The sequence below is a fragment of the Desulfitibacter sp. BRH_c19 genome (assembly GCA_001515945.1).
Lineage (GTDB): Bacteria > Bacillota > DSM-16504 > Desulfitibacterales > Desulfitibacteraceae > Desulfitibacter.
On sequence record LOER01000032.1, the window covers coordinates 194,784 to 217,172 of the forward strand.

Genomic DNA, 22,389 nt, shown 5'->3' on the forward strand with positions numbered 1-22,389 from the left:
CTTCTATATTACAAATAATACCATACTTTGACAAAAAAAACAGAGGTATTTTTGAAATTCTCCAAAAATGCCCCCAAAAATCACAACATAATTTCGTAGCTTAAGTATCCAATCCAATAAAGCCATAGATAGTAGACCATCAGAGAAATATATACAATAAAGATAAACCAGGCATAATAATATATTTTATAACCGATCTTAGAGCGCACATGCCAAATAAAATATAAAAATAATGGAACTATTATAAGCTTCACACTTGGAAAATAGGAAGTATCAAGAATTGCATTCATAATAGGATTACCCTCTCTAAACCCCTGCTCTACTGCATAAAGGGTTAGAAAGTAATCCAGGATATTAGATATTCCTACTCCTATAAGCAAAAGCGCCAACAACCTAAAAGTAGGTTTTACAGCTACCGAATCTATATTTTCCCTAGTCATAGACATCTTTCCTTAGTTCTTTATCTATGACAATATTATGTTTCAAAAAAGGAAACAATACCCTCTAAATGAAGGTATTGTTAATAAAATACAGAAAACTTGGCAGGTGCCAAGTTTTTATTAAAACATTAAGCATAGATATAAATCTATGATCTCATATCCCCAGAGTGCTGCTATGAATATGCCAAGGCTTAGGAAGGGGCCAAAGGGGATGGGGTCTTTTCTGCTTTTTATCCTCAATACTATCAGGGCTATTCCTATGATGCTTCCAGAGAGAAAACCAAGGAATAGGGCTAGTGCTGTGTTGGATAAACCAAGGATAAAGCCTGCTGCAAACATGAGCTTGATGTCTCCTCCACCCATGCCGCCCCTGCTTATTACTGCAGCTAAGAGGAGAAGTCCTCCACCAAGCAATGCTCCAGCGGCTGCACTAATCCACACTATTTCTGGATGAAAAATCTGCCAGATGATACCCCAAATAAGCATGATTAAAATTAGTTTGTTAGGAATAATTTTATGATCTAAATCTATAAAGGTAATAACTATAAGAATGGAAAAAAGGACAAGGTATTTAATTAAAAGGATATCAAAACCAATATATAGATAAGTAAGAAAAAAAATACCCCCTGTGAATAATTCAACCAGAGGGTAGCGCACCTTTATTCCTTCACCGCAGTACCTGCATTTGCCATTTAAGAAAATGTAGCTAAGCACAGGTATAAGATCCATAAACTTTAAAGCCGTGTTGCAGTGAGTACAATGTGATGAATTATAGACTACCGTTTCCCCCTTAGGTATTCTATAAATGCAGACATTTAAAAAGGAGCCGATAAGCAAACCCAATATAACTATAAGTAAAAGCATTTTACTTTCTCCTTCTATTTAATTTAAGTCTAATTAATACTGCTCAATACATCTGCCATTTTGCCACAATCCATCTATGCTGGAACCATCTGAATAGGTATAGATTCCGAAGCCGTGTTGTTTCCCATCCTTAAAGTCTCCTACATAGGAAGAACCATCAGAGTAAATATAGGTTCCATATCCATGCAAGAGGCTGCTTCTCCATTGTCCTTCATAGGAAGAACCATCAGGCCAGGTAATCTTGCCATCACCGTGAAACTTACCATTTACAACATGTCCAACATATTTGCCGCCATTTTCCAAGCTTATAGTCTGCACAGTATAATATACCGTACTTTGACTTGGTGTAAATACTGGGGCTAGCTCAACCGGAGTTGAACTTGTACTTGGACTAACTGCACTATTGCTGCTAGTGCTTGTCCTAGTAGTTGTTGTTTGGGTAGTTGTTGCTGGGGTAGTGGTATTTTGGGTATTGCTGGCAACTGCAATTGGTTTAGGTTTTCCAATAATATCTACAACCCTGTCTGCGCCCACAAAGTTTTCATCCCAAATGTTTACTGCAAAGACATCTTGATCCCACTCCAAGAAGCTTCCAAATGCATCCTGCACAACTCTAATATGGACCATGGTTTTATTGTCATCACTTAAGTAGGGTGCTAATGTCATTCTTTTAGCTTGTCCATTGACAACTATTGTTTTTTCACCAAGGAACATTTCAGTAATATTGCCTTCTCTTGTAATGGTGATTTTTTCCTGGCTTGCATCCCAGTTGACTTTTGCTCCTAGGAGTTCAAAGACTCCCCTTAATGGAACTACTACCTTTTCATCTTCGATTACAAGCTGATTAGGAAAGTTTATTGCATGACTGTTAATTGTTAGTGTAATAATACCTTGATTGTTTGCTACAACTGCACTATTTGTACAAAAAATCAATAATAATAAAGCGCAAATAATTAGTCCATAATACTTCTTTTGCTTACTACGTTTTTTGTTTATCTCCCCGGAAATGCTGTAGCTATAATCGTCCATTTTCTCTATCCTCCTTTCAATAACCATTGGCTATCTGGTTTATTAAAAACTTTTTGATTTCCTGTCTTGGTGGCTCCACACCAGTCCAGATTTTAAAGGCATCTGCTCCCTGGTGCACAAGCATATCTAGCCCATCAATTATAATGCATCCATTTCTTTTTGCTTCTTTTAGAAAGATAGTTTCTAGTGGGTTATAGACCAAATCACAAACCCAGATTCCATTATTAAGATATTCACCAGGAATAGGACTAACTTCAGAAAGGTAACCCTTCATGCCCACAGATGTCGCATTTACAACTAGACTGCTTTGCCTTAGAGCTTCTTCTGTATCCTGTGTGTGAATATTCTTAATGTTATCTATAGCATCTTTTTCATAAGTCTCTATTATCGTTTGGGCTCTTTCTTGATCCCTATTGATGATATTTATTACAGCAGCTTCTAATTCACTTAAGCCTATGATGGCTGCCCTCGCAGCACCCCCTGCCCCTAGAACCGAGACAGTCTTGCCCTTTGGGGAAAACCCTGCCCTCAATATTGACTTCTTAAAGCCTGTAATATCTGTATTATACCCAAAAGTTCTACCATTTTCTACTAATATTGTATTAATTGCACCAATTATTTTTGCGTTAGCTTCTATTTCATCGAGAAAAGGAAGTATTTTCTCCTTATGTGGGACTGTAACATTAAAACCTCTTGCTCCTAAAGCAACTAATCCTTTTACTCCATCACCCAAAAGCTCAGGCTTTAAATCAAAAGCTGTGTAGACATAATTTAAGTCCAGCAGACCTAAAAGATGGTTGTGCATCATGGGAGAAAGACTGTGTCCAACAGGACTGCCTATAAGTCCTAAAAGCTTTGTTTGTGCGTTAATAGTTTTTTTCATATTTAGTTATCAGTCCTTTTTTGGTACGAGGGATTTAAGAATCCTTCTTTCTACAATTCTAACAAGTCTCGTACCAATAAATTCTTTAGTATTTAAGGGTACTACCAGGATTGTAAAAAGGTTTAAACGATTCCCCCCAAGTACATCAGTAAATATCTGATCTCCTACAACAGCGGTTTCCTGTGGTTTTGTCTTTAATATTCCCATTGCTCTTCTAAAGGCCCTCCTGCGTGGTTTCTTTGCCTTTGCAACATATGGTATGCCTAGCCGTTCTACTGCCTTGACAACTCTACTTTCACTATTATTAGAAGCTATACAAGCCTTAAGACCTGCTTCCTTCATTTGTTTAAACCAATCACATGCTGTCTCAGACAGACATGGGTTGTCCCATTCAGTAATTGTATTATCAAGGTCTATGATTATACCTTTAATACCGTTTTTCTTTAATTTAACAAAGTCAATCTGATATATTGAATCTACATAAAGTTTTGGTTTTAATTTATCAAACATTGTTTTCCTCCTTAATGAACGGGGACACCCCTGCTGAATTCGGAGTCATCCTGCATGAAAGGAATGTCCCCTAGAATGTCCCTGACTTATGTATGCTTATGCAATTTTAACATATTGGTGTAATAAATCAAAGTTTTACCAGTTACATAAATAAACTGGCTCTAAAGGCCAGTTATGATTGGTGTATTATATTTTTAATTAATACATTTGGCATGTATAGTAGGTTTATGATTTCAGATGTATCCTCTAATCTTATAGTAGGTCGCATGGGAAAGAATTCTTGAAAACCTATTACAGACCCTCGTTGACCATTTGTTAGCTCTACCTTTGTTCCTGCGGGATATATTGTTACACCATGAATAAAGGCCTTCACCATATCTTCATCAAGATGTTTACGACAAGCATCTACAAAGAGATATTCTATGCTTTCATGAGGAAGCATTCTTTGTCTATAGCTACGGGTACTACTAAGTGCATCATAGACATCTGCTACCGCTACTATCCTCGCTGGTAAGGATAAGTCTTCTCCAGATATTCCTTCAGGGTAACCGGACCCATCTGTTTTTTCATGATGATGTAGTATAATATCTAGGAATCTCTCATCTAACTTGGGAGCCTTTTCTTTCATCATTTCATAGCCATAAATAGGATGCATACGAATAACTACAAGTTCCTCCTCATTTAGAGGTCCAGGCTTATTTAATATTTCTGCAGGAACTCTAAGTTTTCCAATATCATGGAGAAGACCACCATATGCAATAATTCTTAATAATGACATAGGAAGCTTTAGAACGTGACCTAAAAAAACTGCCAAAAGTGCTACATTGATAGAATGGGTCAATGTATACTCATGATAGCTTCTAAATGAAGTTAACTGCATTACCATGTCTTCACTTATAGTGACTTCAGTAATAAGTTTTTTTACCACATCATCTACTGGTTTAAAATCTATTTCCTTATCTTCTCTGCCTATGGTAAAGATATTATGCATGGTACACAATATATCTAAGTATGCTTCTTTTGTTCTGCAATCCGGAAGAGCATCTAAGACCTTTATTTCATCTCCCAGCACCTTTTTTAAGGTTCCGTCTTCTACTTTAATATATATTGTATCCAATGATTTATTATACAGGTAATTAAGATGCTTCTCATTGATAACTGTTCCTTCTGCAAGTAAAACACTATAGGATACAGAAGTCCTGATGGGTTTGGAAAGTTTCATTCCTTTTTGTAGTTTAGAAAACTGTGTTGCTATATACAAATCAGGTACACTCCTTACATATCATACACTAACAAACTATGTATTAATATTCGATTAATTATGAATAATTCCTTTTAATTAAGATGAGCTTTTCATTTTTCATCAGACTCTAATTCCTTTATTAAGTTTTTTATAGCCTTTTTTTCTATCCTTGACACATATGATCTAGATATTCCCAGCATTTTAGCTATTTCCCTCTGGGTCTTACGAAATCCATTGAAAAGTCCGAAACGCATCTGTAGTACTTCTCTTTCCCTGCCTTTTAGTTTTTTTACCATTTCAACTATTCTCTTCTTTTCTTGATCATTTTCCACCTTAAGTGCAACTACATCATGATCAGTTCCCAATACATCTAATAGTGTCAATTCATTACCTTCCTTGTCAACTCCAATTGGATCATAGAGGGATATCTCGCCTTTAATTTTTTTGGTAGCCCTTAGATGCATAAGAATTTCATTCTCAATACAACGTGCAGCATAGGTGGCAAGCTTGGTTCCCTTATCCTGATTAAATGTATTAATTGCTTTAATAAGACCTAAGGTGCCTATTGATATGAGGTCATCAACATCTTCACCACTTGTTTCAAATTTTTTAGTGATGTGAGCAACCAAACGTAAATTGTGTTCAATCAATGTGTGCCTAGCTCTTTCATCGCCTCTTTTTAGCCTTTTTAAATAGATATACTCCTCCTCTTCTGATAGAGGATGAGGAAAAGTATTATTACTAATATATGAAACTAAAAGTGCTATACCTTTTACAATAGAAGCGATTAGCAAACCAACTAAACCAGGATGCATTAATCTACCACCTCCAAAAGAGTCACCTTATATTATATGGAGTGTAGTATTGATTTGTGCTTGTATAGGTATAAGGTATTTATTGGAAGATGATAGAAAATACTTAATCCTTTACAATAGGGGTGATGCAAGCCTTGCAATTGATTCCATAAATCTTGCCCAAAGGGTTTTATTTTCTAACGCCGCTAATGTTACTTGTTCACATTCCTTGAGGTCGTTGTAGAAATCAAGATCCAGACGTGCTACTGTTTCTGAATGAAAACAAAAAGCATTTATCTCAAAGTTATATAAAAAACTACGGTTATCAAAATTAGCGGTACCAATTGATGCAATAGTATTATCTACTGTAAGCACCTTCGCATGGATGAAGCCTTTCTTGTAAACAAATATCTTAACTCCGGCTTGGATTAGTTCTTCAAAATATGAGGTGGTAGCATAATAGACAATTTTTTTATCTGGAATACCCGGTACTATTATCTTTACTTCAACACCGCTTAGAGCAGCTGTTTTAAGCGCCATAGTAATACTTTCATCGGGTATTAAATAGGGTGTTGTTACATAAATCTTATTTTTGGCAGATGTAATAATTGAGAAATATGCCTGTTGAATCGACTCCCAATCATAGTCTGGACCACTAGGTACAATCTGAATTAGTTCGTGTCCTACTTTACCCTGCTTTGGAAAGTAGTCTTTACCTTCTACTTCCTCACCAGTTAAGAAACGCCAATTCTTTAAAAAAACATTTTGAATTATGTAAACTGCTTCTCCTTGAATTTTTATATGAGTATCTCTCCAATATGGATAATTGGGGTTTTTATTAATATATTCATCTCCTATATTTAATCCTCCAAGGTATCCTGTGGTTCCATCTATTACTAGAATCTTTCGATGGTTTCTGTGGTTAAATTCACTACTAAAAAAAGGGACCTTAATTGGGAGAAAGGCTTTTATTTGTACACCAGCAGCTTTAAGATCATTTATAAACTTTTTGCCTAAGTTGATGCCTCCCAATCCATCATAAATAAATCTTACTTTAACCCCTTGCTTGGCTTTTTTTATTAGTAAGTCTTTTATTTTATTACCAAGGTTATCATCCTTGACAATAAAGTACTCCAGGTGAATATGATGCTTTGCGTTTTCCATTGCTTCAATTTTTGAATCAAATGCATCAACACCATAAGTTAGAACCTCAGATTTGTTGTTGTATGTGAAGGGTGTTTTTGAATTGTTTAATAGGAGATTGATTAGCTTATGTTTGACATCTCTGAATTCATCACAGCAAAAAACCAGCTTCTGGGTAACCCTTTCCTTCTGTGATTCGATAAGCTGATAACAATCAATAGGTCCATTATCTAGCTTCATTCTTTTGAAAAGGGCTCTTTTTCTAATGTTGTTTCCAAAAAAGAAGTATAGCACAAAGCCTACTACCGGAAATACAAGTAGTATTAATAGCCATGCTACAGTCTGGGAAGGATTTCTTTTCTCAAAAAAGATTACTATTCCTGTGAGAAATACTAAAAGAGAAAATATGTATGCAATTGTAGCCGGTATAATCTCATAAAGAGATTGAAGTAAGCTGTACATGTATCTAACTCCTTTAGCTTTATCATATTATTTTAAGTAAATTATATCATAATTATCAATGTATTATTTATATATTATAGTCAGCTAATAAGAAAGGCGATACATATTATTTTAGCTTTTATATATAAAAAGAGACCACCGGTCTCTATTTATGCTCAGGTGAATTTCTTTGATGTATCACATGCCTCACCAGAATTACCAATGGAAAAGTTCCCTCCCCAGGTAAACAATTGCTCTGTTTCGTGACCACATTCTGGGCACTTAACCTTATCTCTCTGATTCATAGGAACTAAATCACTAAACTTATGACTACATTTCTTACATTTAAAATCGTACGTTGGCATCACTATCACCTCTCCAAACATTTGTCAATTTTCTACAACGATACTATGATACTATAATTGAGGCTCATTAACAAATATTTATCCAAGGAAAAAATTACCCCTGGTGTTTATAACCAGGGGGTTGTGCTTACTATTGAAGTGATTACTGATAGTTTGGATTTTGATTTGGATTTTGGTTTTGGTTTTGGTTTTGGTTTTGATTTGGATTGTGATGATGCTGATAGTATTGTTGTTGTTGTTGTTGTTGTTGTTGTTGAATTTGCTGATGCTGCGCCTGTTGCTGGGCATAGGATTGCCCGTGCTGCTGTGTTTGATTATGGTTCGTTCCCCTAGGGTTACTAAAGCTTGGAGGAGTTGGCTGAGGTGCTTGAAAATGTTTTCCTGGAGAAGATAAATCAAAGTAAAGCCTTGCATCTTCATCCACACCAAAATCTCTATTTGAACCAGTATCTTTTACCTTATTTAATGCTTCTCTAAAAAGTGCATTGTGAGCTTCTTCCCTATTTAATAGAAAGTCGATCGTTTCCCTCACACCTTTGTCGTTTATCTGGCGATGAAGGTATTCGTAAACTACCTTTGCTCTTTGTTCTGCAGCAATATTTGACAATAGGTCAGCTGGTAAATCTCCTGTTGAGTTTATAAAGTTTCCTGTCCATGGCATTCCCGAAGCATTGACTAGGTTAGGAGTTAAACCACCTAAAACATGTGGTTGGAGGTTGGCTGTTGCATAGTTTCCCTGCAGATCATGTCCATTTAGCATGGATATCATTGTAGCAACCATTTCCATGTGGCTAAATTCTTCTGCAGCAATATCTAAGAATAAGTCTTTAATAGCCTTATCTTTAATTCTAAAGCTTTGTACAAAATATTGCATGCCTGCTTTTAATTCACCATTAGCTCCGCCCAACTGTTCTTGTAGCATGGCTGCATATGTTGGATTTGGTTGATCTACTTTCACGGGATGTAAAAGACGTTTTTCATGTCTAAACAATATATTCACTCCTTAAATAGTAAAAATTTTATCTGGTTTAGTTTTTACCATATTCGGGGTTAATATAAAAAAATTATTATCCAATAGTTTCCAGTATATCCTTGAAAATTGGAGCTGCGTCACCTCCGCCGCTTCTTCCACCCTCAACAATTACTATAACAACATATTTGGGGTTATCAACAGGATAATAGCCAGAGAATAATGCATTTACCCCACTACCTGTTTCAGCTGATGCTGTTTTTCCAGCAGATGGGTAATTATTGCTCCATGCATTTGTACCTGTTCCCCATCTGTTTACTGCATAAAGCATTTCCTGTAAGGCAGCAACTGTATCATCTGACCAAATTTTATAGGGAGGAATAGGAATTACTTCCTCCACAAGGTTGTCATTATTGTCCTTAATCCCTTTAACAACACGAGGAGTTACTGCATAACCTCCATTAGCAATAGATGATATAAGCACTCCCATTTGAACTGGAGTTAGCATAACGCCTTCTTGACCCAAGGAGGCGTTTGCTATTTTTCCTGGTCCGTAATCAATGTCAATTCTATTAATCGTATTTTGAGGATACCCCATTACGGTATTATCAGTAAGTTTGAGTCTCTCAGCATATTTAATTATGTTTTCTCTTCCTAACCTTAATCCAACATCAATAAATGTTGGGTTACATGAGTATGCCATGCCTTCTATTAAGTTAAGATGTCCATGGCCTTTACTTTTCCAGCAACTTATACTTAGACCTGTTGGAAATACGTAAGCTCCTGTACATAAAAATTGATCTGTAGTTTTTACAACACCTTCTTCAAGAGCTGCTGCAGCAATAAATGTTTTAAATAGTGAGCCTGGAAAATAGTGTTGAAATGCCTTATTTAAAAGATTAGTTTCATCGATATGATCTAGTAAATTATTTTGGTCATAATTTGGTCTGCTTGCAATGGCAAGTAAATCACCATTTTCGGGATCCATGACTACTACCGAACCTGACACACCATGGTTCTCCATGACTAGTTCTACTATCTCTTGTATTTCCCGATCAAGTGTTAAGATGAGCTTATTGCGAGCTACATCTCTTTCTTCTCTTTGAAAGCTTAAGCCTTGTACTACGTTTCCTCTTCCATCCAGTACTATTTTCCATAGATATTTTGAGGAACTTATTAGATAATCATCATAAATACGCTCAAGGCCATTAGCTCCTCTACCTTCCACAAGGTGACCTATAAGGTGTCTGGCAAGAGATTCGTTTCCATAGCGTGTAGTGACAGGCAGGTAAAAAAACTGGTTTTCTGCTAAATCAGCTACCTGAACTAGTTCCTCCTTATTGTCACTAATAAATATTCCCCTGTCATTTGTTATCATTACTTCTCTTGTCTCTACTTGATTACCTAAAAGACTTATTCCTGTTCTATCAACAATATCTGCCCTAGGAATCTCCTCGGCATTAAGATATTTATTTTGTACATCAAATGCTCTCTGACGCAAATCATCACCGTTGATTACTTGAATATATACTAACCTAATTAATAAAAGAGTAAAGGATATTAGTAGGATTATAAGTAGTGTAGAGAGTCTATGTGAAAAGTTTCTCATAAAAAATCACCTTCTAATTTTAAATATACATAAATAGAATTCTTTATTCAGGTGGAGTTTCCCACAGGATTAGTTCAATATGTATATTTTTGACAAAAGGTGGAAATCTTATTCAGTTATATCAATAACTTTCACTTCTCTAGGTAATTTTTGTAAGAGCTCCAGAAGCATGGTTTTCATTGATAAAGCAGTATAAAGTCTTACTAGGCCTTCCTGTGGATTTTCTGTAGTAACTAGAGCTGTCCCCTCGTACCCCTCTAAAATCTTATTTAAAAAATCTATCTCACTTGTTGCTACCTTCACCAGAATGGAGATTTCCTTATCGAAATTCATCGTTTTCTTCTTCTAATCAAAGTATTTTCAGGGTATGCTCTTGGCCAAGTAATGTATACTAGTTGTTGGGGGTGGGGAGCCTTTTCGATTTTTTCTTTATTCCTATCATACATTTCAGTTACAGTTATCTCCAAACTTGCTCCCTGTGGTGGACAAAACTCTACTGTTTCTCCTACACCGAAGTTGTTTCTTTGCTCTACTATAATCATTCCATCAGCATTATCATATCCAAGCACGATACCTATAAAGTCATAATTATGTTTATAGGTCGAAGTGTTGTAATTGTGATCTTCTGAACTTATTTTCTTGAAATAGAAGCCAGTAGTATACTCTCTATGACTTACCTTCGTCACCTCTTCAAGAAGGCTTCTATCAAATATGTATTCCTGAGGATTTTGGAAATATGAGTCTATTGCCATTCTATAAGCTTTGACGACTGTAGCAACATAATGGACACTTTTCATTCTTCCTTCAATTTTTAATGATTTAATACCTGCATTTATCATTTCTGGGATATGCGCAAGCATACATAAATCCTTTGAATTAAAAATGTAACTACCCCTTGTATCCTCTTGGATTTCCATAACCCGATCTTTCCTTTTGTCTTCAACGAGATAATATTTATATCTGCAGGGTTGGGCACATTCTCCCTGGTTAGCACCTCTACCTACTAAAAAATTACTTAAAAGACATCTACCTGAATAAGCCATACACATGGCCCCATGGATAAAGGTTTCAATATCTATATCAACCTTAGTGGTTATTTCTGTAATTTCTTTTAAGGACAATTCTCTTGCTAAAACTATTCTTTTGATACCATAGGATTTCCAAAACTCTGCTGCTGCCCAGTTTGTGGTATTTGCCTGGGTACTTAAGTGTATTGGTAACTGGGGAGCAATCTCTCTTGCGATCTTTACTATACCTAGGTCTGAAACTATGATGCCATCTACTTTCATGGCATCAAGGCTTTGCAGATAAGCTTCTAGCCCTTCTAGATCATCATTATGTGCTAGGATATTTACAGTCACATAGACTTTTTTATCTAAACTATGTGCATAGTTTACCCCTTCCTGCATTTCTCCCGGGGTGAAATTGCCTGCTGAAGCTCGTAAGCCAAGCTGCTTTCCAGCAAGGTAAACTGCGTCAGCGCCATACAGTAGGGCAAACTTTAGTTTTTCCATGTCACCAGCAGGTGCCAAAAGTTCAGGTTTTTTCAAGTTTATTCCTTCCTTTCCTTCAAACATAAAGCCACTCCATCCCCTACTGGCAAAATACTTGTTACCAGGTTTGGATGGTTATTTAACATGCGTAAAAATTTTCTTAATCGCACCACTATTGTCCTTTTCCTTCGAGGATATTTTGTACCTGGCACAACCATGCCTTTAAATAGTACATTATCTGCAACAAGAATTCCTCCTGGAGCCAGTAGTCTATATACATACTCAAAAAAGGCTATATATTGTCCTTTTGCTGCATCCATAAATATAAAATCAAATTCTCCTCTTAGTTGGGGAAGGATTTGTAAGGCATCTCCCAAATAAGGAGTAATGTTCGAGTCCAAGCCTGCCCGTTGGAAGTACTCCCTTGCTCGTCTATGTCTTAATTGGTTTATTTCAATTGTGGTAACCTTTCCATGAGGAGCTACTGCCCTTGCAAGCCAGATAGTGGAGTAACCTGTAGCTGTACCAATCTCCAATACATTTTTACTATGATTCATTTTTGCCAATAGATATAGAAGTCCTGTAGTCTGCGGCTCAGCGATTGGAATTTTTTCTTCTAATCCCTCCTGCTCCATCTGCTTTAATAGATAATCCCTTTTTGGAACCAATTTTTTTAGGTATTCGTATAACAAAGTGTTATCCAACATGGGCAACTCTCTTCCTAAACTATATATTTTCTCATAGAATAGACCCTTTTATGTGTCCATTTCAGGAAAAGGGTCTTAAGTACTCTTGTTATTTATCATAAATACTTTCTTTTTGCTGCTTCATGCTCCTTATTAGTTCTACTGAAGTGGTGAGAACCATCTGGTTTAGCAACAAAGAACAGATAATCATCATCAGTAGGATATAGGGCTGCATGAATTGCTGCCTTACCTGGGACTGCAATTGGTCCAGGTGGTAACCCATCATTTATATAGGTATTATATGGCGATTCAATTTCAAGGTCACTATATAGAAGCACTTCTTTGACTTCACCCAAGACATACTGAACGGTAGCGCAGGATTCTAGTCTCATTTTCTTTGCTAACCTGTTATGAAAAACAGCTGAAGCAATGGCTTGTTCCTCAGGTTTTTTGATTTCTCTTTCAAGAATTGATGCCAAAGTGATAACCTCTAGAAGATTCATATTAAGTGCTTGCATTTGTTCTTCGTACTCCTCAGTAAACACTTCTGTAAATCTATCAAGCATCATCTGGATTATGTTTTCCTCAGAAAATCCTTCAGGTACTCGATATGTATCAGGAAACAAAAAACCTTCAAATCTCAATGGCCCTGATGGAAGATCATTTATCCAGGGGAATTTGAATTCCCCTTCTTCTGATAATTTTAGAAAGCTCTCAGCTTCAGCTACACCTTGTCTTTCAAGATTTTCTGCGATCTGTTCAAGTGTAAGTCCCTCTGGAATTGTAAAAGATACCAAATTCAACTGGCCCTTTTGAAGTCTATCAATTATTTCAGGCATTGACATTGATGGAGTTAAATCATATCTACCTGCTTTAAGATGCCTATCTAGTCCCTGATTTCTTACATATAGCCTAAAAAATGTAGGATTATGGATTAGCCCATTGTCAAACAACTGCTGTGCTATCTGGCCTGTTCCAGTATTATTTTTTATCTCAACTGCTACGTATTGATGACTGTCTGCATCTACTGGGCTTGCGTACTGTCCTATCTTTAGATAGGCAAAGGAGAGGAACAATACGGCAACTATTAACAACAGTACACTTACTAATTTTATCTTTGAAAACTTTTTAGGTTGAGTATTTGCTTTGAGTTCCAATTTAATCAACTCCTGAAAGGCTTTTACTCAACCTATTATACATATATCTACTAATTTCTACAAGATAAGTTATGTAAAGTTAAGTAACTATTGTACATCATCATCTTCTTCTAGGTTTTCTTGCCATATGTTTGCAACCATTTCCCACTCATCGTCACTTTCAATTTCATAAAGCATTTCTTCACCCTCATCATCAATACCTACTTTAAGAATGATAGCTTCTTCACCAACGCCATCATTTGTTTTTGGTAAGAGGATAGCATACTCTTCCTCATCAACCTCGATCATATCAATTATTTCAAATTCAATTTCTCCACCATTTTCATCAACTAAAGTGATGGTATTATCCATCTCAAAGTTTTCATTATTATGTTCTGTCATCATTAACACCGCCTCTAATTATTAATATATTTCATCTCAACCATTATAATCTTAATAAGCTATGGTTTTGACAATCATACCTTTTGTTACAATTGTTTGTCCAGTATATGCTTTTTATTATTACCAATTCTAAACTTTATTAACACTTTTCCATTAAGGACAATAACTCCTGCCAAAAAGGAAAAACTACATGAATTCTTCAAATATAGCTTTCAGTTTAAAATCATCTAATGCTAGTACTATCCATATAGTTTTGTAATATGATCACAGCAGCAATTTTGTCTACAACTTTCTTCCTTTTTTTTCTGGAAACATCACCCTCAAGAAGAGCTCTTTGAGCGCTAACTGTAGTTAATCTTTCATCCCAATACTTAGTTTTTAGGCCTGTCCTTTCTGCAAGCATCTCTCCAAAGTTTTTTGCCCTTTCTGCAGAGGGTCCTATTGTATTATTCATGTTTTTTGGTAGTCCTACAACTATAAGATTAACTTCATAGTCTTTAAGGATAGTAGCTACTGCTTGTAAATCTGTTTCTAACTCAGTTCTTCTTATTGTATCAAGTCCTTGGGCAGTTATACCCAGTAAATCACTTACTGCAATTCCAATGGTTCTTTCGCCAACATCTAAACCTGCAATTCTTTTCATTGTTTAATCACCTCAAAAAACTTTTATACAAAAATCTTGACATACTGTTGAGCAGTAACCACATAAGATACACTTTTCTGGTTCCACAATAATTTCTTTAAAATCATTTATCTGTAAAGCTCCTTGACTACATTTCTCTACACATTTTCCACAACCAATACACCAAGGTTCAATATGAAGAATTTTACCATTTTCTAGCAATTGATTGTGTAATGATTCTGGAATTGGACTTTCTTCCAGAATCATGCAATTGGCATCTATTTCTAATGGACTCTGCATTCCCAGGGCTATAGAATCAAGTTCTTTGATAGAAAATGCATATTGGAGTGCTTTTAAGTAATTACCGGATAAGTTACCTCCTCCTAAGGGTTTCATCCCGTAGATACCAATACCTTTTTCTTTAGCTTTATTTATTTCCTGGAGCATATCCGAAATAGTACTATCTACTATGCCTAAACCCTTGTAGTTGACGATGGGGTGAATAACATCAATGCCTTCTAACTCCTGAGCTGCAGAAACGCACTTTACATGATGCGTTGATATGCCTATGCCCCTTACTAAACCCTTTTCTCTTGCCTGTATTAGAGCCTCCCATGCTTGGGAGTGGCCTTTTAATGTAAGTATGGATTCCTGTTCATGCATCAAGAAAATATCTATGTAATCTCTATTAATTTCCTTTCTAGCTTTCTCTATACTTTCCATCATACCCTTATAGGTATATGCATACGATTTACTGGCAATTATCAATTGCTTATCTGTAACCTGAATCAGTTTTTTTAAATATGGATATGTCGCATAGCTTTCTGCGCTATCAAAAAAGTTTATTCCATTCTCAACAGCTCTTTGGAGTATTGCTGTTCCTTGGGATACAGTATAATTCCTCTGTAATGGTCCTATGGTAAGGGTCCCGAAGCAGATTCTTGAGACTTCAAGGCCTGTCCTACCAAGGTTTGAGTATAACACTTTATTTAACCTCCCATAAAGAAAATAAACCCCATGAAAAAGCACAGGGTTTATTAGCCTCTCTTTATTCCTTGTTTAAATAGTATATTAGTAATTCCTCTAAAAGGTCATCCCGCTCTAATTTTTTAATAAGACCTCTAGCATTATTATGACTTGTAATGTATGCAGGATCACCAGACAAGAGGTATCCTACTAGCTGGTTTATGGGATTATAACCCTTCTCTTTAAGTGCTTCATGAACCTCAAACAAAATGTCCTTGGCTTTAAATTCTTCTTCTTTTTTGGCCTTAAACATCATGGTTTGATCCATATTGTTATTTCCCATTTAATTCCCTCCCCAGAATAGGCACTTGTTAAATAAGTTCTGCACTTATAAGTAGTATTCCTTTATTCCCAGAAAAAATGACAGTACAAAACTATTTAATCTGGCCCTGTATTATACTTTTTGCAGCATTTAAAGCCTCTTCTATCTTCGAAGGATCCTTACCACCTGCTTGAGCCATATCAGGCCTGCCTCCACCGCCACCACCAGCAATTTTAGCAACATCTCTAATTATATTACCTGCATGGACCCCTCTATCAACAACATCTTTAGTTGCCATCACAAGGAAACTAGCCTTATCTTCAATGGATGCTCCAAGCACCACTACTCCTGACTGGAGTTTTGTTCTAAATGTATCACCCATATTTCTCAGGGCATCCATATTTCTAGCATCTACCTTTACTGCAAGGAGTTTTACTCCTTCTATATCTATAATACTATCAAGTAAATTTTGTGACTGATAACTAGCTAGTCTTGTAGAAAGTTTTTCAATTTCTCGTGATTTTTCCTTATTCTCATAAATAAGCTGTTCAACCTTGGAAATTATATGTTCTGAATCAGTTTTTAAAGTATTCCCGATCTCTTTCGTGATAGATTCCATTGTATTTAAATAGTTTAAGGCTTCAGGTCCTGTAATGGCTTCAATTCGTCTTAACCCCGAACCAATACCACCCTCACTTATAATCTTTAAAATCCCAATCTCTGATGTAGAATTCACATGGGTACCCCCACAAAGCTCCAAGCTATAATCCCCTATCTGAACAACTCTTACTTTTTCACCATATTTTTCACCAAATAGGGCTGCAGCACCAAGTTCCTTGGCTTCTTCTAATGAAGTTTCAAAAAACTTAAGATGGTTTCCAAAGAGCAGTTGTCTATTTACAATATCTTCGACTTGTGTTATTTCTTTACTGGTAACTGCATTAAAATGATTAAAGTCAAATCTCAGTCGCTGGGGAGTTACTAAGGATCCTGCCTGATTAACATGGTCTCCTAGAACGTCCATTAATGCCTGGTGAAGTAAATGTGTTGCTGTATGGTTTCTTGCTGTATTTAACCTTCTATGACTGTTAACTGATACACTTACCATACTGCCTGCACGCATGCTACCTTCAACAACTCTACCAATGTGAATAATTTTTCCATCTGGAAGCTTTTTAGTATCTATAATTTCTATCCTGCCATTTTTATTAGCAATTTCCCCTTGGTCTCCTATTTGACCACCGCCTTCAGGATAAAAGGGTGTTTCCTTTAATAAAACAAATACATCATCACCATTACTAGCAGTTTCTACTGATTTATCTCCTATTATTATAGATAATAGCTTAGTTTCGTTGGAGGTTTGTCCATATCCAATAAAGGTTGTCTTTCCTATCTCACCTAACGCGCCTATAAAAGTAGCTGAAAAATCCCAGCCCTTAGCATCGTCTCTAGCGGCTCTTGCCCTTTGTCTTTGTTCTTCCATCTCTCTCTGGAAACCTTCAGTATCTACATCTATACCGTTTTCTTCTGCTAGATCCTTGGTCAAATCAAGAGGAAAGCCAAAGGTGTCGTATAATACAAAGGCCTCATGCCCTGGAATATGTGTTTTTCCTTCTTTTTTAACAGTAGCAACTATATCGTTTGCCATTTTCATTCCTTCATTAATTGTTTCATGGAATTTCTTTTCTTCTAGTTTGATAATTTTTTGAATGTGTTCTTGCTTTTCAATTATTTGTGGGTAGGCTCCGCCCATGAGTTTGCCAACCTCTACTACCATTTTGTTTAAGAATGGGTTATCGATCCCGATTACTTTTCCCAACCGAACTGCCCTTCTGAGAATTCTCCTTAAAACATAAGCCCTTCCTTCATTACCTGGTAGAACACCATCGGCAATCAGGAATGTACAGGAGCGAGCATGGTCGGCTATAACCCTAAATGGAAAGCCCTCTTCACCTGGAGAATATTGTTTGCCAGTATGCTTTTCAACCCAATGAAGCAATGGCTTCATTAAATCTGTATCATAATTGCTGTTTACCTCTTGGAGAATAGAGGCTACCCTTTCTAAGCCCATCCCAGTATCTATACTTGGTCTAGGTAGGGGTGTTAAATCTCCATCTGCATCTCTTTCAAATTGCATAAACACAAGATTCCATATTTCTAACCATCTGTCACAATCACAAGCTCCTAGGGCACATTCTGAGCTTTCACATGAATGCTCTGCACCTCTATCATAGATAATTTCACTACATGGCCCACAGGGGCCTGTATCTCCCATAGCCCAGAAGTTATCCTTTTCTCCTAACCGAACTATTCTATCTTCTGAAACATCAGTATTTTGCAACCATAGTTCGTATGCTTCATCGTCATCTAAATAAATGGTAACCCATAATCTTTCTTTTGGCAGTTTTAGCTCGCTAGTAAGAAATTCCCAGGCATACTCAATTGCTTCCTTTTTAAAGTAGTCACCAAAGGAGAAGTTTCCCATCATTTCAAAAAAGGTATGGTGCCTTGCAGTTCTACCAACTGTATCAAGGTCATTATGCTTCCCACCAGCTCTTACACACTTTTGGGCAGTAACTGCCCTTTTATAGTTTCTTTTCTCCATAGCTGTAAATAGGTCTTTAAATTGAACCATTCCTGCATTTGTAAATAGCAAAGTAGGGTCATTATGTGGAACAAGAGATGAACTTTCAACAATCCTGTGTCCCCTATTTGCAAAGTAGTTCAAAAAGGCCTCCCTTAATTCTTTTCCCTGCAAAACAATCACTCCTTGAAGTAAGTTCTTAGTTCATATGTACATATATAAACCCCGTCACTAACAAAGCCTATTGACGAGGTAACACTTTGTAATAATGTCCCGTATATTATACCTAAATGTAACCAAGCATGTCAATTACAGCAAAATCAAGAATCAAGTCATAATCTTATCAACCCAATAATTTATGATAATTCTTGTTACTGCAGTAATTGGTACAGCTACAAGAAGACCTATTATTCCAAATAAATGACCTCCAGCAAGAACTACAAATATTACAGTTAGTGGATGAAGTCCAACACTTTCCCCTAATATCTTTGGAGATAGTATATTGGACTCTACTTGCTGGACAACAACCATAAGTAGTATGACGTATAGTACTTTTATTTTTAAATCTAGTAGTGCAATCAAAATAGCAGGTACAGCTCCGATTACTGGTCCAAAATATGGTATTAGGTCAAAAACACCTGCAATAATTCCTAAGAGAATGGCAAATCTTAGATTAATTATTGTTAGACCAATTGCTGTCATAAGGCCTACCAAAAATGCTACGAGAAGATGGCCCCGAATAAATTTGGTTAGAACTCTGTCGATATCCTTCCATAAATAACAAACTTCCTTACGAATGGATATTGGGAAAAGACTCATAATGCGTTGACTGATACCCTTTTTATCTTTTAAAATATAAAAGGCTAGAATTGGTGCTAACAAAATAATAACCAGGCCTGAAAAAAGTCCCAACATACGGTCTGCGAGGGTATCAAGGCTGGTAATTAAAAGCTGCTCAATATTATTAATTGTTTCATCTATCACCTGGCGAAGGCTTTCTGGTATCTGAATCCTTTGATAGTTTTCATAGAAACCTGTAATGGTTTGCTGTAGTTGGGCAGTTAAGATTGGAATCGTCTGAGAAAAATTCTCTACCTCTCTTGCTATGACGGGAAAGGCATATAGCGTAACTAACGACACGCCTGTTAATACAGAAGCATATACTATGAAAATAGATAAAGCTCTATTAATTCCTTTAATTTCTATATATGTTACAAATGGATTCAGTAAATACGCCAAAACTAATGCTAGTATAAATGGGGGTAATATCACTCGGACTATGTATAAAAAATATATTACTAGTAATAATGCTCCAATTAGTAGCATTAGTCTTTTATTTCTCTGGCTTAGGCATAGTAGTTTCATATTCATTTTACTTTCCCATCAATTCATCGACCTTTGCCTGCAATTTCCTTATTCTGCCTTTAGTTTTAACGACAGGTTTTTTAGCAGGTATCAGGAATGCTCCAACTATTGCTCCAATAATGCCACCTGTAACAATTCCATTTAAAAAGCCACGCATTATATCGTCACCTCGGATAAATTTATCAAAATTTTTTTCTATATGGGTTAACCCCCACTTCTATAAGTGGGCTCTAAATCAGGTGGAGTAGAGTCTCCATCTGATTCCCCGATGTTCAGCTTTGGCTGAACGAGTTCACTTTGCACTTGTGAGTGAACCGTCCTCTTCTACTTCATAGATCTTATTATTACCATCATATTCAATTAAGCAGTTCCAGCAATAATATTGATTTGTAGCTACCCTTCCTACTGCTCTGCCATTACAAAGGGGACAATTATTCATCTAAGTATCACCTCCTAGCTTTTCTTTGATAATTATCATATTTTCTGTAAAGGTTTCAATGTCTCTAAAGAGAATCTTCTCTCTTCCATTTAGAAAATCTTTAAGTAATCCATCAGAGATTTCTAAATGATCTATTTTGCCTTCTGGGAAGGAAAAGCAAATCTCTGTCAAAAATCCTATTTCTCGTCCCCAATTGGAAACTATTTTCCGACCTTTGCATTTAGTCCAATATTGCTCTTCTTGATTTTCTAATTCCTCTAATTTTTCGAGAGTAACTAGCGGAACCCAATCTCCGGCAAACTTTTTGAAACTGCTTATTGGGACAGAGGCATCATCTTTGGTAATTATATTTCCTGTTTCCAAGTAAAGCGACTTAACCAGCCCTTCTTTCCATAAACAAATCAGATCCTTAATAACACCAATTTGTTTGCCACTATCTACTGAAATTACAGGCTTTCCTATTAAATCGTTTGATTTATACATTTTTTCACTCTTATGATTTTCCATTTATTAAATATTATTACCAGATATTATAAAAAAAATGCGCCACTAAATGACACATTTTCTTTAAAAATTAAAAAACTGTATTTAAATTTTAGTGATTAAGGCTTTAACCTTTCGCCTATTGTACCTCCACCTACTACCAGGTCGTCAAGATAATAAACAACTGCCTGGCCTGGGGTGATAGCTTTTTCGGGCTCCAGAAATTCTACTCGCACTCTACTCTCTTCGGGATATATCATTGCTTTTTTAGGTTCAGATTTATAGCGTATCTTTGCCTGAACCTCCATTGGTTGTTCTAATGATTCAAACATTATAAAGTTGTTATTGTACGAATATAAGCCATTTGAGAATACTTCCTCTTTTTTCCCTATTATTATTGCATTTTTTTCTGGAAGGATATCCACCACATAAGCGGGATATCCAAGTGCTAAGCCTAAACCCTTTCTTTGACCTATTGTGTAAAAGGGTATTCCCTCATGGGTACCTATGATATTTCCAGCTGTATCCAGAAATGATCCTTTTTTAATAGAGTCTACATTGCTTTGAAGAAAATTTCTATAATTATTATCTGGTACAAAGCAAATTTCCTGACTTTCAGGCTTGTCTGCAACCCGAAGGTTAAGATCTGCTGCAATTTTTCTAATTTGAGGCTTAGTATATTCACCTAATGGCATTAGTGTTTTAGAAAGTTGTTCCTGGGTAAAGCCATAAAGAGCATAGGTTTGATCCTTGTTTAAATCCTCTGCTATTTTCATGAGATATCTTTGTCTGCCATCATCATAGTAGATTTTAGCATAGTGGCCTGTAGCAATATAGTCTAATTCTAATTGAATGGCCTTATCAAGAAGAGCATCAAATTTTACATACCGGTTACAAGCAATACAAGGGTTTGGAGTTCTCCCCTTCATGTATTCATCTATAAAATAGTCAATAACCTTTTCTTGAAAAATCTGACGAAAGTTCATTACATAAAAAGGTATTCCTAAATTATTTGCGACGTTTCTGGCATCGTCAACAGCACTCAAGCTACAGCAACCTGTATCATTTTCAGAAGGAGGCTGATTCTCAGGCCAGATTTGCATTGTAACTCCAATTATTTCATAACCCTCTTCTTTTAACAAATGGGCGGCTATCGAACTGTCTACACCACCACTCATGGCAACTAATACTTTCTTTGGCATTATTTATTCATCACCTAATTCTACTTTTGCTTTGATTTGTAATCCTCAATTGCTTTGTGTAATGCATCGGCAGCTAAATTGGAGCAGTGCATCTTTGTTCCTGGTAGACCACCTAAAGATTCGGCAACTTCCTTATTTGTAAGTTTTTCGGCTTCTTCAATGGTTTTACCTTTAGCAAGTTCAGTTGCCATGCTGCTTGTGGCAATAGCAGCTCCACATCCAAATGTCTTAAACTTTATATCTTCTATAATGTTATCTTTTACCTTAATATACATTTTCATAATATCGCCACAGGTAGGATTACCAACCTGACCTACTCCATCCGCATTCTCTATTTCTCCTACGTTTTTTGGATTAGTAAAATTCTCCATAACCTTGTCAGTATACATCTTTGTCTT

The 22,389-nt window shown here is 36.1% G+C and carries 23 protein-coding genes and 1 pseudogene; all 24 read right to left on the minus strand.

Annotated features, from left to right (window positions below):
- Window positions 1-80: 80 nt before the first annotated feature.
- Window positions 81-440, minus strand: coding sequence for a hypothetical protein (locus APF76_08090; protein ID KUO50598.1), 360 nt, complete (start codon window positions 438-440; stop codon window positions 81-83).
- A 120-nt stretch (window positions 441-560) separates the two neighbouring features.
- On the minus strand, window positions 561-1,304 hold the full coding sequence (locus APF76_08095; protein ID KUO50599.1) for a peptidase A24: 744 nt from the start codon (window positions 1,302-1,304) through the stop codon (window positions 561-563).
- Between the two features lie 33 nt (window positions 1,305-1,337).
- Entirely contained in the window at window positions 1,338-2,333 is a 996-nt protein-coding gene (locus APF76_08100; protein ID KUO50600.1) for a hypothetical protein, read from the minus strand.
- 16 nt (window positions 2,334-2,349) lie between these two features.
- On the minus strand, window positions 2,350-3,216 hold the full coding sequence (locus APF76_08105; GenBank protein KUO50601.1) for a hypothetical protein: 867 nt from the start codon (window positions 3,214-3,216) through the stop codon (window positions 2,350-2,352).
- A gap of 9 nt (window positions 3,217-3,225) precedes the next feature.
- Entirely contained in the window at window positions 3,226-3,726 is a 501-nt protein-coding gene (locus APF76_08110) for an HAD family hydrolase (protein ID KUO50602.1), read from the minus strand.
- Window positions 3,727-3,898: 172 nt separating this feature from the next.
- Window positions 3,899-4,987 (minus strand): hypothetical protein, encoded by a 1,089-nt coding sequence (locus APF76_08115; protein KUO50603.1) that lies wholly within the window; start codon window positions 4,985-4,987, stop codon window positions 3,899-3,901.
- A 92-nt stretch (window positions 4,988-5,079) separates the two neighbouring features.
- Window positions 5,080-5,784: an RNA polymerase subunit sigma-70 gene (locus tag APF76_08120; GenBank protein ID KUO50604.1), complete on the minus strand. Its 705-nt coding sequence runs from the start codon at window positions 5,782-5,784 to the stop codon at window positions 5,080-5,082.
- A gap of 111 nt (window positions 5,785-5,895) precedes the next feature.
- Complete coding sequence (locus tag APF76_08125) at window positions 5,896-7,368, minus strand: hypothetical protein (GenBank protein ID KUO50605.1); 1,473 nt, start codon at window positions 7,366-7,368, stop codon at window positions 5,896-5,898.
- A gap of 155 nt (window positions 7,369-7,523) precedes the next feature.
- Window positions 7,524-7,712: a hypothetical protein gene (locus tag APF76_08130; GenBank protein KUO50606.1), complete on the minus strand. Its 189-nt coding sequence runs from the start codon at window positions 7,710-7,712 to the stop codon at window positions 7,524-7,526.
- A 331-nt stretch (window positions 7,713-8,043) separates the two neighbouring features.
- A pseudogene (locus tag APF76_08135) lies at window positions 8,044-8,703 on the minus strand.
- Window positions 8,704-8,779: 76 nt separating this feature from the next.
- Window positions 8,780-10,291 (minus strand): hypothetical protein, encoded by a 1,512-nt coding sequence (locus tag APF76_08140; GenBank protein KUO50607.1) that lies wholly within the window; start codon window positions 10,289-10,291, stop codon window positions 8,780-8,782.
- A 108-nt stretch (window positions 10,292-10,399) separates the two neighbouring features.
- Entirely contained in the window at window positions 10,400-10,624 is a 225-nt protein-coding gene (locus APF76_08145) for a hypothetical protein (protein KUO50608.1), read from the minus strand.
- A complete protein-coding gene (locus APF76_08150) occupies window positions 10,621-11,841 on the minus strand; it encodes a peptidase U32 (GenBank protein KUO50666.1) in 1,221 nt (406 codons plus the stop codon). The genes APF76_08145 and APF76_08150 overlap by 4 nt, the downstream gene beginning before the upstream one ends.
- Before the next feature lie 2 nt (window positions 11,842-11,843).
- Window positions 11,844-12,491 carry a hypothetical protein gene (locus APF76_08155; GenBank protein ID KUO50609.1) on the minus strand — a complete coding sequence of 216 codons (648 nt, stop codon included), beginning with the start codon at window positions 12,489-12,491 and terminating at the stop codon, window positions 11,844-11,846.
- 95 nt (window positions 12,492-12,586) lie between these two features.
- Window positions 12,587-13,627, minus strand: coding sequence for a hypothetical protein (locus APF76_08160; GenBank protein KUO50610.1), 1,041 nt, complete (start codon window positions 13,625-13,627; stop codon window positions 12,587-12,589).
- An 87-nt stretch (window positions 13,628-13,714) separates the two neighbouring features.
- Window positions 13,715-14,008: a hypothetical protein gene (locus tag APF76_08165; GenBank protein ID KUO50611.1), complete on the minus strand. Its 294-nt coding sequence runs from the start codon at window positions 14,006-14,008 to the stop codon at window positions 13,715-13,717.
- Between the two features lie 223 nt (window positions 14,009-14,231).
- Window positions 14,232-14,651: a Holliday junction resolvase gene (locus APF76_08170; protein ID KUO50612.1), complete on the minus strand. Its 420-nt coding sequence runs from the start codon at window positions 14,649-14,651 to the stop codon at window positions 14,232-14,234.
- Window positions 14,652-14,663: 12 nt separating this feature from the next.
- On the minus strand, window positions 14,664-15,614 hold the full coding sequence (locus APF76_08175) for an aldo/keto reductase (GenBank protein ID KUO50613.1): 951 nt from the start codon (window positions 15,612-15,614) through the stop codon (window positions 14,664-14,666).
- A 64-nt stretch (window positions 15,615-15,678) separates the two neighbouring features.
- On the minus strand, window positions 15,679-15,939 hold the full coding sequence (locus APF76_08180; protein ID KUO50614.1) for a hypothetical protein: 261 nt from the start codon (window positions 15,937-15,939) through the stop codon (window positions 15,679-15,681).
- Window positions 15,940-16,030: 91 nt separating this feature from the next.
- Window positions 16,031-18,676, minus strand: a complete 2,646-nt coding sequence (locus tag APF76_08185; protein ID KUO50615.1) for an alanine--tRNA ligase — start codon at window positions 18,674-18,676, stop codon at window positions 16,031-16,033.
- Window positions 18,677-18,829: 153 nt separating this feature from the next.
- Window positions 18,830-19,873 (minus strand): hypothetical protein, encoded by a 1,044-nt coding sequence (locus APF76_08190; protein KUO50616.1) that lies wholly within the window; start codon window positions 19,871-19,873, stop codon window positions 18,830-18,832.
- A 433-nt stretch (window positions 19,874-20,306) separates the two neighbouring features.
- Window positions 20,307-20,789, minus strand: coding sequence for a hypothetical protein (locus APF76_08195; protein KUO50617.1), 483 nt, complete (start codon window positions 20,787-20,789; stop codon window positions 20,307-20,309).
- 119 nt (window positions 20,790-20,908) lie between these two features.
- A complete protein-coding gene (locus APF76_08200) occupies window positions 20,909-21,991 on the minus strand; it encodes a tRNA-specific 2-thiouridylase (protein ID KUO50618.1) in 1,083 nt (360 codons plus the stop codon).
- Window positions 21,992-22,011: 20 nt separating this feature from the next.
- Window positions 22,012-22,380 (minus strand): iron-sulfur cluster assembly scaffold protein, encoded by a 369-nt coding sequence (locus APF76_08205; protein KUO50619.1) that lies wholly within the window; start codon window positions 22,378-22,380, stop codon window positions 22,012-22,014.
- Between the last annotated feature and the right edge of the window lie 9 nt (window positions 22,381-22,389).

Bases quoted from the DNA above. Each gene is read 5' to 3' on its own strand.
- APF76_08155 (KUO50609.1), bottom strand. From the start codon at position 12,491: ATGTTGGATAACACTTTGTTATACGAATACCTAAAAAAATTGGTTCCA.
- APF76_08195 (KUO50617.1), bottom strand. From the start codon at position 20,789: ATGTATAAATCAAACGATTTAATAGGAAAGCCTGTAATTTCAGTAGAT.
- APF76_08110 (KUO50602.1), bottom strand. From the start codon at position 3,726: ATGTTTGATAAATTAAAACCAAAACTTTATGTAGATTCAATATATCAG.
- APF76_08205 (KUO50619.1), bottom strand. From the start codon at position 22,380: ATGTATACTGACAAGGTTATGGAGAATTTTACTAATCCAAAAAACGTA.
- APF76_08120 (KUO50604.1), bottom strand. From the start codon at position 5,784: ATGCATCCTGGTTTAGTTGGTTTGCTAATCGCTTCTATTGTAAAAGGT.
- APF76_08125 (KUO50605.1), bottom strand. From the start codon at position 7,368: ATGTACAGCTTACTTCAATCTCTTTATGAGATTATACCGGCTACAATT.
- APF76_08100 (KUO50600.1), bottom strand. From the start codon at position 2,333: ATGGACGATTATAGCTACAGCATTTCCGGGGAGATAAACAAAAAACGT.
- APF76_08180 (KUO50614.1), bottom strand. From the start codon at position 15,939: ATGGGAAATAACAATATGGATCAAACCATGATGTTTAAGGCCAAAAAA.
- APF76_08140 (KUO50607.1), bottom strand. From the start codon at position 10,291: ATGAGAAACTTTTCACATAGACTCTCTACACTACTTATAATCCTACTA.
- APF76_08090 (KUO50598.1), bottom strand. From the start codon at position 440: ATGACTAGGGAAAATATAGATTCGGTAGCTGTAAAACCTACTTTTAGG.
- APF76_08145 (KUO50608.1), bottom strand. From the start codon at position 10,624: ATGAATTTCGATAAGGAAATCTCCATTCTGGTGAAGGTAGCAACAAGT.
- APF76_08130 (KUO50606.1), bottom strand. From the start codon at position 7,712: ATGCCAACGTACGATTTTAAATGTAAGAAATGTAGTCATAAGTTTAGT.
- APF76_08170 (KUO50612.1), bottom strand. From the start codon at position 14,651: ATGAAAAGAATTGCAGGTTTAGATGTTGGCGAAAGAACCATTGGAATT.
- APF76_08190 (KUO50616.1), bottom strand. From the start codon at position 19,873: ATGAATATGAAACTACTATGCCTAAGCCAGAGAAATAAAAGACTAATG.
- APF76_08165 (KUO50611.1), bottom strand. From the start codon at position 14,008: ATGACAGAACATAATAATGAAAACTTTGAGATGGATAATACCATCACT.
- APF76_08095 (KUO50599.1), bottom strand. From the start codon at position 1,304: ATGCTTTTACTTATAGTTATATTGGGTTTGCTTATCGGCTCCTTTTTA.
- APF76_08105 (KUO50601.1), bottom strand. From the start codon at position 3,216: ATGAAAAAAACTATTAACGCACAAACAAAGCTTTTAGGACTTATAGGC.
- APF76_08200 (KUO50618.1), bottom strand. From the start codon at position 21,991: ATGCCAAAGAAAGTATTAGTTGCCATGAGTGGTGGTGTAGACAGTTCG.